This window comes from uncultured Roseobacter sp., assembly GCF_947496515.1.
In the GTDB taxonomy this organism is placed as follows: domain Bacteria; phylum Pseudomonadota; class Alphaproteobacteria; order Rhodobacterales; family Rhodobacteraceae; genus Roseobacter.
Genome location: NZ_CANMDB010000001.1, coordinates 297,663 through 312,010 on the forward strand (window position 1 = coordinate 297,663; position 14,348 = coordinate 312,010).

Annotated in this window: 12 protein-coding genes and 1 tRNA gene; 8 read left to right on the forward strand and 5 right to left on the reverse strand. The window is 61.5% G+C overall.

Features of this window, described 5'->3' with window-relative positions; translation table 11 throughout:
* Positions 1-169 precede the first annotated feature (169 nt).
* Positions 170-255, forward strand: a tRNA-Leu gene (locus Q1A53_RS01515).
* Positions 256-773: 518 nt separating this feature from the next.
* Entirely contained in the window at positions 774-3,203 is a 2,430-nt protein-coding gene (locus tag Q1A53_RS01520; RefSeq protein ID WP_299962248.1) for a Hint domain-containing protein, read from the forward strand.
* A 28-nt stretch (positions 3,204-3,231) separates the two neighbouring features.
* On the opposite strand, the gene Q1A53_RS01525 is transcribed toward Q1A53_RS01520, so the two are convergent.
* Positions 3,232-3,882 (reverse strand): nucleotidyltransferase family protein, encoded by a 651-nt coding sequence (locus Q1A53_RS01525; protein ID WP_299963038.1) that lies wholly within the window; start codon positions 3,880-3,882, stop codon positions 3,232-3,234.
* A gap of 742 nt (positions 3,883-4,624) precedes the next feature.
* Between Q1A53_RS01525 and Q1A53_RS01530 the strand changes: the two genes are divergently transcribed.
* From Q1A53_RS01530 to Q1A53_RS01540, 3 genes are all read left to right on the forward strand, one after another.
* Positions 4,625-5,608, forward strand: coding sequence for a tripartite tricarboxylate transporter substrate-binding protein (locus Q1A53_RS01530; protein WP_299962250.1), 984 nt, complete (start codon positions 4,625-4,627; stop codon positions 5,606-5,608).
* Between the two features lie 65 nt (positions 5,609-5,673).
* Complete coding sequence (locus tag Q1A53_RS01535; RefSeq protein ID WP_299963040.1) at positions 5,674-6,156, forward strand: tripartite tricarboxylate transporter TctB family protein; 483 nt, start codon at positions 5,674-5,676, stop codon at positions 6,154-6,156.
* Between the two features lies 1 nt (position 6,157).
* Positions 6,158-7,669 carry a tripartite tricarboxylate transporter permease gene (locus Q1A53_RS01540; RefSeq protein WP_299962251.1) on the forward strand — a complete coding sequence of 504 codons (1,512 nt, stop codon included), beginning with the start codon at positions 6,158-6,160 and terminating at the stop codon, positions 7,667-7,669.
* 55 nt (positions 7,670-7,724) lie between these two features.
* On the opposite strand, the gene Q1A53_RS01545 is transcribed toward Q1A53_RS01540, so the two are convergent.
* A complete protein-coding gene (locus tag Q1A53_RS01545) occupies positions 7,725-8,438 on the reverse strand; it encodes a type 1 glutamine amidotransferase domain-containing protein (protein ID WP_299962253.1) in 714 nt (237 codons plus the stop codon).
* 105 nt (positions 8,439-8,543) lie between these two features.
* Entirely contained in the window at positions 8,544-9,473 is a 930-nt protein-coding gene (locus Q1A53_RS01550; protein ID WP_299962255.1) for a LysR substrate-binding domain-containing protein, read from the reverse strand.
* Positions 9,474-9,920: 447 nt separating this feature from the next.
* Here Q1A53_RS01550 and Q1A53_RS01555 point away from each other — a divergent pair, with 447 nt between their 5' ends.
* Together Q1A53_RS01555 and Q1A53_RS01560 are read left to right on the forward strand one after the other, a co-directional pair.
* Entirely contained in the window at positions 9,921-10,274 is a 354-nt protein-coding gene (locus Q1A53_RS01555) for an ADP-ribosylation/crystallin J1 (RefSeq protein WP_299962257.1), read from the forward strand.
* A 485-nt stretch (positions 10,275-10,759) separates the two neighbouring features.
* Positions 10,760-11,089, forward strand: coding sequence for a hypothetical protein (locus Q1A53_RS01560; RefSeq protein WP_299962259.1), 330 nt, complete (start codon positions 10,760-10,762; stop codon positions 11,087-11,089).
* Positions 11,090-11,149: 60 nt separating this feature from the next.
* Here Q1A53_RS01560 and Q1A53_RS01565 read toward each other — a convergent pair whose 3' ends face one another.
* Together Q1A53_RS01565 and Q1A53_RS01570 are read right to left on the reverse strand one after the other, a co-directional pair.
* Entirely contained in the window at positions 11,150-11,563 is a 414-nt protein-coding gene (locus Q1A53_RS01565; protein ID WP_299962261.1) for a helix-turn-helix domain-containing protein, read from the reverse strand.
* Positions 11,564-11,751: 188 nt separating this feature from the next.
* Positions 11,752-13,113, reverse strand: coding sequence for an ISNCY family transposase (locus Q1A53_RS01570; RefSeq protein WP_299962263.1), 1,362 nt, complete (start codon positions 13,111-13,113; stop codon positions 11,752-11,754).
* A 254-nt stretch (positions 13,114-13,367) separates the two neighbouring features.
* Here Q1A53_RS01570 and Q1A53_RS01575 point away from each other — a divergent pair, with 254 nt between their 5' ends.
* Positions 13,368-14,303, forward strand: a complete 936-nt coding sequence (locus Q1A53_RS01575; RefSeq protein WP_299962265.1) for an IS110 family transposase — start codon at positions 13,368-13,370, stop codon at positions 14,301-14,303.
* Positions 14,304-14,348 lie beyond the last annotated feature (45 nt).

A 14,348-nucleotide genomic window follows, 5' to 3' on the forward strand; every position in this document is an offset into this window, starting at 1 on the left:
CCTTTGGTCGGCGCGTCAGGTGGCGCCATGAACGCTTTGGCCCCGCCTAGCAAATTGCGGGCAGGCGCACCAGATCAGCCGGTCAGAACGCGTGTCCGCGGCATGGGTGCCGCTGAATTGAACCTTTGGGCTGGACGCCGTGCTCTTGCTTGGATAAGCACTCAACCGTGCCCAAGTGGCGGAATGGTAGACGCAGCGGATTCAAAATCCGCCGGTAGTGATACCGTGCCGGTTCGAGTCCGGCCTTGGGTACCAGGCACTTAGCAGATTTGGCGCTCGCGCGGTTTTCATGTTTGCCCAGTTTCCGGGAACGTGCTTCTGGATGCGCTGTGGATGTCCCCCGAGATGCCTCGGCAACGATCCAAGGCAGTCTTTCCCGGCTCCAGTGGTGATCGACGCGGTGCTGCGCGTCCATTGTTGCATCAGGAGTGTGGTCCACAGCCACAATGTCCCGTCGCCCGGGGCCATCACATCGGGTTTGTCTGCCAGTCTCAGGCCACCGGGGGCACACAGCGGCGGGGTGTGATCAGCACTGATAACCCGCGCGTCTCCGACGAACCACGTGCCGTTTCAGCCACCCGTCTCTGCTCAGCCATCGGCGGAAATTCGCAAGATAATCCCGTTTGCAACGATCTATCGAATTTCTTTCTTTGTTCAATGAGTTGTCTTCGCTACAAAGATCAGCACGGCGTTCTGCCGGGGGGAGATGTGCGACGGTCGCCTGAAAGCCGTTTCGCATGAGAATGTGGTACGATGTTATGTCAGAGCAACGGATGGATCCCCACGCGGATCATCTGATCGGGCTGTGGGCGCCTTCAGAGCGCCCCGACCAGCAGGAGCAGGTGGCCGCGGATGGTACGCCGGGGCATCAGCGGATGCCCGCAGGCGGACGGCTGATGGAAGGCGCGGTTGTCCTTGTTTTCCGAGCAACGGAGAGCTCTGGCACCGTCCTATTCGCCAGCGGCTCTGAGAGCGACACCGGCGCTCTGCGTGTCGAGGCAACGGATGATGGTCGAATCCTGCTCAGCCACGGAACCGGGGAGACAGGCGCGACAATCGAGACTGCGGCGGATCTTTTTCAGCCCGGCGATGACGTTACTGTGCGATATGGCTGGTCCGCACAAACGGGTGCGCGTCTTGAAGTCGAAAATCTCAGCTCCGGTGTGACGCAGGCTGTCAGTTACGACACCCAAGGGCTGGAGCTGTCGGTGCCGGAGGACACTGAGCCCGAGGATGGGTCCGTAACCCGGCTGGCCATCTACGACGCTGATATCGTTGGGCAAACCGCTGGCCCGGGGGTTGTCTCGGGCACCGACGGGGCAGAGACGATCAACGTTGGCTACGATGACGATCCAGAGGGCGACCGCATCGACGCGGGCGACGCCACGCAACCCGGTGCCGGACCGAATGATGACATTGTCGACGCGGGCGCGGGCGATGACCGGGTCTTCGGGGGCAGGGGCAACGACGTCATCTACGGCGGTGCCGGCTCTGACAGGCTGGCGGGCGCCAACGGCGATGACACGATCTACGGCGACCGGACGCTGAGCGGTGATCCTGCACCGGGCAGCGCACCAGCCCCACGCGAGGCGTTCCGTTGGAGCGAGGCACCCGGGCCGGATGGCGATGACGAGATCGAGGACGACGACAGCCTGCTCGCCGGGTTTCAACAGGATACGGGGTCGGCCACTGTCCGGTTTTCCGTGCTGGACGGCACCCGCGGCGAGACCCGGTTTTCCGAAAACAGCCAGAACGTCCGCGATATCGACACCGGCGATGACAGCATCAACACACAAAGCGCGCTGTCCAGCACCACCCGCGGCAACGGCCAGAATCTCGCCTACCAATGGCGGTTTGACACCCCGGTCGAGAATGTCAGCTTTCGGGTCAATGACATCGACAGCACCGGCGTGGTGCGGATCCTGGCTTTTGACGAAAATGGTGCGCAGGTGCCAATTGATCTCAGCGCCGGGAGCAGGGTGGGGCTGAGCGACAGCGGTGGCGCTACAGGCAACGACACGGCGCGCAGCCTGGGCGGGGGCGGACGCGACGCCAGTCCGGAATACTCTGCTCTGGTCGATATTGACGGCCCCGTCTCGCGCATTGTCATCCAGCACGCCCAAGGCGGGCGGGGCGCGTCGGGCATCAGCGTCAGTGACATCTATTTTGACGTCCCGCCTACCTACGATGACCTGATCGATGGCGGCGACGGGAACGACACGCTGATCGGCGAGCTGGGTGATGATATTCTGCTGGGTCGCAAGGGGGACGACACCCTTCTGGGTGGCGAAGGCGATGACAGGATCTCGGGCGGATCAGGCGCAGACGTGCTCAGCGGTGGGCCGGGCGAGGGTCGCGATGTCCTCTTTGGGGGCGCGGACCGGGACCGGATTATTGATGTCGGTCAAGGGGATAGGGTCGACGGTGGAAGCGGTGGCGATGATTTCGACACGCTCGATCTGACCGGGACACCGGGGTTGGACGGCGCGGTGCTGCGCTTTACCAGCGACGACCGCGAAGACGGTGTTCTGACGTTCTTTGACGCTGATGGGGTTGAAACAGGCACGCTGGTCTTTCGCGAGATTGAGCAGATCGTCGGCGGGCCAACCCCCATATGCTTCACACCCGGCGTGCGGATCGCGACACCGCAGGGGTTGAGATCGGTGGAGGATCTGCAGCAGGGGGACCGGGTCCTGACCCGCGATAACGGCATTCAGACGGTCTGCTGGAAAGGTACGCGGCCGATGACAACCGCTGATTTTGCCCGGCGGCCTGATCTGCGGCCCATTCGCATTGCGAAAGACGCTTTGGGACCCGGGATGCCGGAGCGCGACATCAAGGTCAGCCCGAACCACAGGGTGCTTGTGTCCAACGAGCAGACGCAGCTCTATTTCGACGAGCGCGAGGTGCTCGTGGCGGCGAAACATCTGGTGGGCGTACCAGGTGTTGTGGTGCAGCATTTGTGGTCCACAACCTATGTGCATGTGATGTTCGAGCAGCATGAGGTGATCCTGTCGGACGGGCTGTGGACCGAGAGCTTTCAGCCGGGCGACTACAGCCTTGCTGGCATCGCGCAGGCGCAGCGGGCCGAGTTGGAATATCTCTTTCCCGAATTTGCCGATCCGGCGGGGGTCCGGGACTATGCGGCCGCGCGCCGTTCGTTGAAGCGGTTTGAAGCAGCACTGCTGGCGCGCAGCCTCTGAAGCGCATTCTTAGGCGCTATTAAGAACGCTATTTCAGAGCCTTGCCGGGCGTTCCTGAAGTTTTACCGGGTTGAGGATCGCGCGTGGCACGCCACGCAGCCCAGTCTTCGGGGGTGTCGAGATCGAGGCGTGCACGAGTGCCCGGCAGGGGAACGAGCACAACCCGCCCCTTGGCCCGGGCGATCACGGGGTGGCCGCCGTCGTCGCCCTCAAGTCCGGCGAAGGCGGAAAACAGCGGCCGGGCAAAGACAATGGGGTGACCGGGCTTCCCATCGCTAGTCGCACCTCTCCAGACAAGATTTTCCGACTTTAGATCAACGGTATGCAGGACGGACTTCAAGTCATTGGCTGTTAGGTCCGGCAGGTCGGCAAGGAACAAAAGCGCTGCCTCCGCAGTGTCCGGGACGGCAGCAAAAACGCGCCTGAGGCTGGCGTTCAACCCTTCTGCTGCGTCGGGAACCCGCACGATCTCGACGGGCAGATCGCTGACGCAGGCATCCCGGGGGTGCGGCGCGGGGGGAAGCGCCACGAGCACCGGGGCATCGGTGACCTCGCAGGCCATCCGGGCCTGACGGCGCAGCAGAGGCTCCCCGTCGACGTCCTCGAGGAGCTTGTCGCGTCCACGCATCCGGCGGGACTGGCCTGCGGCGAGCAGGAGGATGGGCAGATCCGGGACCATGGCCGGACCGTAGCGCAAAAGCCAGCGGGAGCGAAAGGCACCCGCATCATGGTTAACGGGGCGGGCGCGCAACGGCGGTGTATGTGGCGGCGGGTTGGTCGGGGCAGCGGCGTTAAGAACTGATTTCACGGGAAAAACCCGCATCGGTATCACGTCGGTATAACGTCGGTATTGTGTCGGTGGGAAGTCGGTGGCCGGGTGCGGTAACAGGGCGCGCGGCGTGGTTCCTGAGCGAAGCGTGACCGGTGCGACCGGTGTCCCGGTCCGACCCCGCGCACGGCGGGTGCCGCCGGGGGAAAGGCCTTGCAAGGCCTTTCGTCGCCGGAGCGCCGATTGGATCCCGTGGGTGTGGCGAGGCGGGCGGGATCAGACCGCTTTGAGGACACCAGACACGGTGCATGGAAGCGATTCGATGTGCGGCAGCGACGGCAGACCCGACCTGCACCCCGTGAGGTGGTTGGCGTTCGGGAGAGCTGTGATCAGGCATGTGATCGTGTGAGAGAGCAGCGCGTTTACCGTGGAAGTGACGCCCGTTGTGATGAGAAATTATAACCTTTCAAAATCATAATAGTAGAGGTAGTTATTAATGTAATTACTGAGGTGCGAGGGCCGTGGCAGACGGGTGGCTGATACAGGCTTTTGGGGGCAATCACCTCTCGGGACTGGTTTGTATCGGGGTGGTGTGCTGTAGATAGTCGCAGCTGAGCCGCAAAGCGGTCAGATCCAATAACGGGAGGACATAATGTCACAACTGAAGCTGGGCCGCCGCGCCCTGATCGCGGCTGTCGCCGCACTGGGCCTTGCGGGGCCTGCAGCAGCCGAGGGCCATCAGGTCCTCGAAAACATTCACTTTCTGATCCCCGGCGGCGCCGGCGGCGGTTGGGACGGCACGGCTCGTGGCACCGGCGAGGCGCTGACGAAATCCGGGCTGGTGGGCAACGCGTCCTACGAGAACATGTCGGGCGGCGGTGGCGGCAAGGCCATCGGGTTCCTGATCGAGAACGCCGACAGCAACCAGGACACGCTGATGGTGAATTCCACACCCATCGTGATCCGGTCGCTGACGGGCGTATTCCCGCACAGCTTCCGCGACCTGACGCTGGTGTCTGGCACCATCGGTGACTATGCGGCCCTCGTGGTCGGCAAGGACAGCGAGATCAGCTCCATGGACCAACTCCTGGCGGCCTTTGACGCGGATCCAAACGCGACAGCCATCGGTGGTGGCTCGGTGCCGGGCAGCATGGACCATCTGGTGGCCGCGATGGTGATGGAGGCTGCGGGCCGCGATGCGCTCGATGTAAAATACATCCCCTATGATGCAGGCGGCAAAGCCATGGCGGCCCTGCTCTCGGGCGAGATCGCGGCACTGTCCACAGGTCTGTCAGAGGCGATCGATCTGGCCAATGCAGGCGAGGTCAAAATCATCGGTGTCACCTCGGACGAGCGCGTCGAGGCCGCACCGGATGCGCCCACCATGAAAGAGCAGGGGATCGACACGACCTTTGTGAACTGGCGCGGGTTCTTCGGCGCTCCGGGCATGCCCGAGGAGAAAGTGGCGCAGTTCCAGCAGGCCATTGAAAAGATGTACGACACGCCCGAGTGGGAAGAGGTGCGTGCGCGCAATGGCTGGGTGAACATCCACAATCCCGGTGACGAGTTCCTGAGCTTCCTCGAAGCGCAGGAAAAGGCCATCGGCGATCTGATGACAAAACTCGGCTTTCTCTGAGAAAGACCGGGAGAGCGGCGGGGCGCGGGGGCGCCCTGCCGGATGAACAGGGGGGGGGCGCCATGATGGCTTTGGATCGCTGGATCGCATTGATCCTACTGGGGATTTGTCTGGCCTACGGCTATACGGCCTGGTTCACGATGGACGGCAGCCTTGCCCCTTTCATGCAGCGCAACCCGATCTGGCCCAGCACCTTCCCCAAGGTGTTGTCGGTCATGGGGGTGGTCGCCTGCACGGTCATCCTGCTGGGGTTCGAGACATCCCAGCCGAAGGACGCCGACATCGATTACCGCCGGTTGCATGAGTACAACCTCGGTCAGGCGGTGCTGCTGCTGGTCCTGATGGTGGGCTATGCGCTGTGCCTGCGACCTTTGGGGTTCCTTTTGTCCACGTCCGGATTTCTGATCCTCGGCTCGGTTCTGCTGGGCGAGCGAAAGTGGCACATCATGCTGCCGGTATCGCTGATCGCGGCGGGTGGCGTGTGGTATCTGGTGCAAGAGGTTCTGGGCATCTACATGCGCCCCTTGCCCGGCTTTTTGGGAGGCTGACATGCTCGAAGGTCTGTTGATCGGTCTGCAAACGGCCCTCTCCGTTCAAAACCTGCTGATGGTCATCGGCGGATGTCTCATCGGGACGTTTATCGGGATGCTGCCCGGGCTGGGGCCGATGTCGATCATCGCGATCATGATCCCGGTGGCGATTTCCATGGGCGATCCCTCTGCCGCGCTGATCCTGCTGGCGGGGGTCTATTATGGGGCGATTTTCGGCGGTTCGACCTCTTCCATCCTGCTGAACGCGCCGGGTGTCGCGGGAACGGTGGCGTCGAGTTTCGACGGCTACCCGATGGCGCGACAGGGCAAGGCGGGCAAGGCGCTGACCATCGCGGCCATCGCCAGTTTCGCGGGCGGCACCATCGGCGCGCTGCTGCTGATGATCTTTGCGCCGATGCTGTCGTCTGTGGCGCTGCTGTTCCATTCGGCGGAGTATTTCGCGCTGATGGTGGTGGGCCTGTCGGCCATCGCGGCCTTTGCGGGCACGGGGCAGGTGGCCAAGGCGCTGATCATGACCATTCTGGGGCTGATCATGGCCACCGTGGGCGAGGGTGCGCTGTTCAACCTGCCACGCTTCACCATGGGGATCATGGATCTGCAATCGGGCTTCGGGTTCATCACGCTGGCGATGGCGATGTTTGCGCTGCCCGAGGCGCTGTTTCTGGTGCTCAAGCCCAAGGACATGAAGGGCGGTGAGGGCGATATCAAGGACCTGCGCATCAGCCGGTCCGAGGCGCGCGCGATTGCACCGGTGATCGGACGCCAATCCTTGCAGGGGTTCTTTATCGGCGTGTTGCCGGGGGCAGGGGCGACGATTGCCAGTTTTCTGGGCTACGCGGTCGAGCGCAACATCGCGCCCAAGGCCGAGCAGGAGGAGTTCGGCAAAGGCTCCATCAAGGGGTTGGCGGCGCCGGAGAGTGCCAACAACGCCGCCTGCACGGGGTCTTTCGTGCCGTTGCTGACGCTGGGCATTCCCGGCTCGGGGACGACGGCGATCCTGCTGGGGGCGCTGATTGCGCTGAATGTGACACCGGGGCCACGGCTGATGATCGACGAGCCGCAGATCTTCTGGGCCGTGATCATGTCGATGTTCATCGGCAATCTGGTGCTGCTGATCCTGAACCTGCCGCTGATCCCTTACATCGCCAAGGTGCTGGCGGTGCCGCGCAATTATCTGATCCCGTTCATTCTGTTTTTCACGCTGATGGGGGCCTATATCGGGCAGAACAACGCCACGGAGCTGTTGTTGCTGGTGGGTTTCGGGGTCTGTGCCACGGCACTCAAATTTGCGGACTACCCGCTGGCGCCACTGCTCATCGGGTTTATCCTTGGCGGGATGATGGAGAATAACTTCGCCCGCTCCATGCAGCTCTATGACGGGGTGTCCTTCATCTGGGAGCGGCCGATGACGCTGGGTCTGCTCGCGGTGGCGGTGTTTTTGGTGGTGCTGCCGAGCTACCGGGCGCGGATCGCCCGGAAACGTGCCGAAGGTGTGGCGGACGGCGATTGATCTTTGCGCAGGCACGCCCGCCAGCGCGTCGGCTGGCGGGTTGCCCGTGTCGCCGTCAGGCGGCGTGGGTCCGTGTCTCCGCCTCGGCCAGCGCCTCGACCAGATGCGTGCCCACGGCCTCGCTTGACTGCGGGTTCTGACCGGTGATCAACTGACCGTCCCGCACCGCGTGAGAGGTGAAGTTCGGGGCAGGCTCGAACACGGCGCCAAGCGCGCGCAGGCGGCTCTCCAGCAGGAACGGCACCACGTCTGTCAGCTCCACCGCGGCTTCCTCGGCATCGGTGAAGCCTGCCACGCGCAGACCCTTGACCAATGGTTCACCATCCGCCCGGGTCGCGTTCACCAGACCCGCAGGCCCGTGACAGACGGCGCCCACGATGCCACCCGCAGCGTAGATCTGACCGATGGCCTGCGCGAGCGCTACGTTGTCAGGATAATCCCAGACGGTGCCGTGACCGCCGGGCAGGAAGATCGCGTCAAAATCCGACGCCTCCACCGTGTCGATCGCGGGGGTGTCGGCGAGCTTGGCCATGGCTGCCGCGTCGTCGAGGAACCGCTGCACCGGGGCCGCACGCTCAGACGGGTCGTCAGGCAGGCTGCCGGGGTCGTGGACCGCCGCGCCGCCTTTGATGGAGGCGATGGTCACCTCATGGCCCGCGTCCACCAGTGACCAGTAGGGGGCTGCCAGCTCCTCGAAGTAAAAGCCGGTGGGATTACCGGTATCGCCGAGGCGGGTGTGCGATGTCAGTACGATCAGAATCTGTTTCATGTGGTCGTCTCCTGTTTTGCGTTTCATTGAGTTGCTATCTAGGCGCGCCGCCGGGGTTCGGGAAATCGGAACCCCCGATAGATCAAATCGGCTGGCGCGATAGGCTCACGAGACGGGCGCCCGGGGCGGCTCAAAGGCGCGCAGCGCGGTCTCGCGGAACCATGCTTCCGCGGGGTCTCGATGTGCGGTGGCACTCCACGCGAGGGTGTTTTCGACGGGCGGCACAGCGACAGGGCAGGGGTCATGGGCGAGACACGCATGGCCCGCGAGGGCCTGGGCGACGAAATCGGGCACCGTGGTGATCAGATCCGTCCCGGGCAGTGTGGCGAGGATCAGGGCAAAGCTCGACAGCCCCACGACGATGCGCCGCGCGCGCCCGATGGCGGCAAGCTGATCATCGACGAAGCCTGACAGATCGCCCATGGGCGTGACCAACACCTGCGGTCTGGCGCAGAAATCATCGATGCCCGTGATGGCGGGGGCCGAGGCGTCCCGCAGGACAACCCAGGAGGCGCTGCGCAGCACGCGCATCTTTGCGGTGGCGGCGGGATCGTGGCGCAGATAGCCCGCGATGGTTGTGACCTCACCGGTGGAGAGCATATCGGGCAGGGTGCGGTAGTCGCCGATCCGCACCGACAGATCGCAGTGCGGGGCCTGCGCGCGCAGCGTCGCGGTCAGCTGCGGCAGGGCGGCGAGTGCGAAAGCGTCCGTGCAGCCGAGCCGAAACACCCGTGCGTCCTGCCGGGGATCGAAGTCGCGCACGGCACCGAGCGCCGCGGCGAGCCTGTCGTAATGCGGGCGCACCGCCTCCAGCAGATCGAGCGCGCGGGCCGTTGGCACCAGATCGCGTCCCTGACGGACCAGCAACTCATCATCGAAGACGGTGCGCAGCCGTGCCAGCAGGCCCGACACGGTGGATTGTGCCAGATGGAGCCGCTGTGCCGCCTGCGTCGTCGAGCGCTCCTCGATCAGGGCGATGAGGGCGGCGATCAGCTTGAGATCGAGATGGTCGAACCCGGGGGGTGATTTTGGCATGATGTCTTGGTCTGGCTGTTTGCTTACAGGTAGCGGCGCAGGGAAGCAGGGACAGCGCCCCGGTCAGAAATAGTTGAGCCCGTTGGTGCTTGGAAACCGGTTCTTGGGATGGCTTTGAGGGGGCACTTTCCGGGTGAGGTGGTTTTTATTATGTTTAACAGTACTTTACGGTTCATTTTTCATGTGTGCGCCGACGTAATCCATTGGGGCTTAGACAGAGCGTCGTCGAACGGTAGGAGTTTGGCGCACGCTTGGCCCTGGCTGCTGATCAACCGGGTCCGTGACCCTCGGCATTTTCACGGCAGAAGTGTCACCAAAGAGAACGACGAGAGCACGTTTCAGCAGCCCGGAGACCTCAGGTATCGCAGGGCTGATAAGCCTTATGGGCCGATGTCGCTTAGCCAAACATGCTTGTGGTGGTTCAAACAATTTCGGTAACATCAGCTGATGACGTCGGAACCTGAAACTGTAATCTTGTGGAGACCCGTTGGTCCTGAGGAGCTTGCGCTGATCCGGCAAACCGACATGCGTGAATTCCCTCCGCGTCTGCCGGAGCAACCGATTTTTTATCCGGTTTTGACGGAGGAATACGCGGTTAAAATTGCGCGAGACTGGAATGTTAAGGCGAGCGGCTCCGGGTTCGTGACACGTTTCGAAGTCCTGAAGTCATATTTGGATGCATATGACGTTCAAGAAGCTGGCGGGCGCGCGCATTTGGAATACTGGATTCCTGCGGAAGAAATGAGCGCTTTCAACGATGCAATCATTGGCAGGATTGAAGTCACTCAGGAGTTTTCCTGAGGCTTGGCGGCGCTGCTGAAGATGGGTTTTTTTCCGGTCGTTTTCGTCTGTCATGCGGCTTTCACGGTCTTTTCCATCGCTCGCGAACCCAAGGGGCGACCTTGCCACCTGGCCGGACAGGGTGATCCGCACGCCTCGCGCGTCTTCTTCCTGGGCAACTTAGAATACCGTGTGTTTCTCAGTCGTTGGGGGGGATTGCTCAGTGGCAGTAGTCTGTTGCAACCAAGTAGAAATGTCACCGGGTTTGCAAAGCAGAAGTGTCGCCAACAGCGCTGACGTTAGCAAAGCCTGACGGGGCGGAGACCTCAGATATCGCAGCCCTGGCTAGCTTTGCGGTCTACGATGTCACATACTTTACGATGACGATTATGCTGACGTTACTTTGTTGGTGAGGATGGCTTGTGCACCTAAGTTTTCGGCGCATTCTTCGATTCTGGGCTAGGACAGCGCCCAAAACGCGCATGCAGCGATTTGGAGCTGGTCTGATGGCGATCAACTCCACTTTTTGCACAATCATTATCGTGATGACTGTCATAAACGCGTCATCGGATGCTTGGACGCTTGGTGGGGTTTGGGCTAGTGCCGTTCGCCTGAGCGTTATCGTGTTATTGCTACCATTTGGGATAGCACACGGCTTGGCCGCTGTTTTTCCTCGGATTTTTGAAGCTTGGAACGACAAGCCGACAGATCATGTAGACGGGATGAGAGTGCTTTTCTCTGACAGGTTGAGAGATTTGTATCTCGTGCTTGGGTGGGCGTTCTTGGTCGGCACGGTTGTCTTTATTGTCGTACTACTCGTCTCTCGGATATTTTGATGTGACTACTGGCCATCGTGTTGTGCTGTTGCTTCAGCAGCTCGTTCAGCGCGCCTGTGTTCATAGTACGCTGCCATCTTTGAGGGACGTCCTGGCGGACGGCGTCCGGTCTTTTTGTAGCCGTTCTTTGCGCTGAGGGGTTTGACCCTCGGTGGCGGTCCAGCCTTTTCCTGTTCCTGTTTGATGTTTGGCCAGCATCTCCGCTACGAGGGGCGGCCCGAAATCCGCATAACTCTCTTTGATCACCGATAACGCATAGTCGCGCCTGGCATGATGGATGCGGTTGTTCGGAGGTTTGCCACGCGCCTTGTGTCTGATCGCCGACGCGCCATCCTGTCGATACACCTTCAAAAGCCGGAAAATCTGCCGACGTGTCAGGTTTAGCATGTTTGCTGCATTGTCGACGCTCAGCCTACCATCATCGACCTGCGCCAAAACCTCCACGCGGTTCAACTCGCGCTCGCTCATTGTCATCCATCTGACGTTCGCTCGTCTTCATCTGCCGTTCAAGGCAACGTAACATTCGTGAATGGTTCATGGCGTGTTCAAGCGTTGCGGGCTAACGATCGCTGTTGCAACCAAGTAGAAATGTCCCTTCCTCCGCAAAGTAGAAATGTCCTACCTGGGCGCTGAGGGGGGCAAAGCCTGACAGGGCGGAGACCTCAGATATCGCAGCCCTGGCTGGCTTTGCGGGCCTCCTTGGCGCGGCGGGCGGCGAGTGAGTTCCAGCCGTCGTTGCGGCGGCCATTCGGCTTGTAGCGGGAGCGCTGTTTGCCCGCGCGGCGTTTCTTCGGCGGGGCTTTGTCCTGCTCTGCCTTGATGTGCTCCAGCACGGCGCTCAGATGCTTGTTCTCGGTGATCGCCGCATGGGTGATGCGCTGGTCCTTGTCGAAGACGGAGTAGGGGAGCGCGACACCTTTCCAGCGGAACTCCAAGCGCCCGTCTGGGTACTCATAGCTGTCGACATATCTGCCGGGCAGGCCGCGTGTGATCTCGTTCTCCTCGAGGATGATCCGCTGCCGGTCGTAGGAGAAGGCCAGCTGGTTGCCGACATAGCGCTCGTCACGCCAGCACAGAACGTCTGCCAGCCGGTCCGGCTCGGTGTTGAGGGGCCGGTGCAGGTTGTCCGGGCGCCGCGGGGTTTTGGCGAACTTCGGGTTGTAGCGCTCCATGAAGACCGGAAGGAAGACGTTCGCGGCGTCCATATCCGAGATGCTCGCCAGCCGCAGTTCCTTCACCAGCCGATCCTGCAGCGTCCGGTTCGCGCGTTCGACGCGGCCCTTGACCTGGGAGCTGTTCGCGCAGAGGATCTCGATGTTGAGCTCGTTCAGGGCACGGCCAAACTGGGTCATACCGTGGCCTGACTTGGCGGCCTCGCTCGAGACCCGGAACACCGAATGCTTATCGCTGTAGAACGCGACGGGACGCCCATGCGCATGCAGGTAAGCCTCCAGCGCGCCGAAGTAGCTGAAGGTGCTCTCGGACGTCACGAACTCCAGATGCATCAGTGTGCTGGTCGCGTCGTCGATGAAGACGAGCAGGGTGCAGGACGGTCCGCGATCCTCGAACCAGTGATGGTCAGACCCGTCGATCTGGATCAGCTCGCCGAAGCATTCCCGACGCAAGCGCGGTTGGTGGAACTGGCGGCGTTGCTTGCGCGAGAGCCAGATACCAGCGTCCTGCATCCATTTGCGCAGCGTCTCGCGCGACACCTTCAGCCCGTGTTCCTCGGCGAGCTTCTCGGCTACGAAGGTCGGCCCGAAGTCGATGTAGTTCTCCCGAACCAGCGTGACCGCGAACTCGCGCACCGCCGGATCAGTCCGGTTGTTCGAAGCGCGACCGCGCGCTTTATGCCGGATCGCTGCCGGACCGTCTGACTGAAACTTCCTCAGAAGCCGATGAACTTGTCTGCGGCTCAAAGCCAAAACGTCCGCAGCAGTCGTCGCCGTCATCCGGCCTTGGATTACCTGGCTCAACACCTCGACCCGGTTCAGCTCGCGTTTGCTCATCATCACCCATCCCATGCCCGCAACCTCTGCCTGTTCTCATTGGGGCAGAGTGTGACATTTCTTGTCTTAGGCTGATCCCTGGCTCCCATGCGATACTGGAGCCGCTGACCGGCACCTCAAATATGCCGGACAGCGGCGGGGGACGGATCGGGACATTTCAGGTCGTGCAAGGACCGAAAAGCAGTGTGATCGCCCCCGTCTTTTCTATCGACCTGAACGGATACAGGGGCGCAAAGCCCGCATGACAAGACGAGGTGAGGAAAAGACTGATGAAAGATACCATTGGGATCGACGTGTCGAAAGACTGGCTTGACGCTTATTGCATGGTGCGCGCCGAACACAGGCGGTTCGCCAATGATGGCAAGGGCCTGCGCGCGCTGCATCGATGGGTAGAGACCAGCACCGCCAGTTTGGTCGTGTTCGAGGCATCGGGCGTGTACCACAGGCGCCTGGAAAACAGCCTGTCTGGAGAGGCTGTTCCTTACGCGAAGGTGAATCCGCGGCAAGCCCGCCGATTTGTCGAGGCGACAGGGAAGATTGCGAAGACCGATAAGGTCGATGCCGCGATTTTGGCCAAGATGGGTGCTGTTCTGGAGCTCGAACCGCAAGCACCCAAAGCCGAATATCTCAATAGTCTCAGAGAGATGATGACGGCCAGGCGCGGTTTGATCAAGGATCGCGTCACAGTTCGTACGCGGATGCAGACAACCACTCAGAAACTGTTGAAGCGCCACCTGAAAGAGCGACTGGTGCAAGTTGAGCAGCATCTTAAGCAAATCGACCAGGCCATCTTGGACCTTGTTTCCCAGGACGATGATCTGACCGCGCGCTTCGACATTCTGAAAAGCATTCCTGGCATCTCGAAAGTCACCGCCTTTTCGATGCTGATCGAAATGCCTGAACTCGGGGAGATGAGGGGGAAACAGGCCGCATGCCTCGCCGGGCTTGCACCAATCTCGCGTCAATCGGGCAAATGGCAAGGCAAAGAACGTATCCAGGGCGGGCGCGCATCCTTTCGCCGTGCCATGTACATGCCTGCGCTGTGTGTGATCCGTCACAATCTGAGCGCCAAAAGGAAATACGATCAGTTGGTGAAATCAGGAAAACCGCCCAAAGTTGCGCTGACTGCTATCATGAGAAAGCTCGTCGTCATTGCGAACGCGCTTCTCAGGGACAACCGCAAATGGTCCGAAAATCACACTTGATCAACACGGATACTACTTTGCAGATGTGGGACACTTTAACTTTGC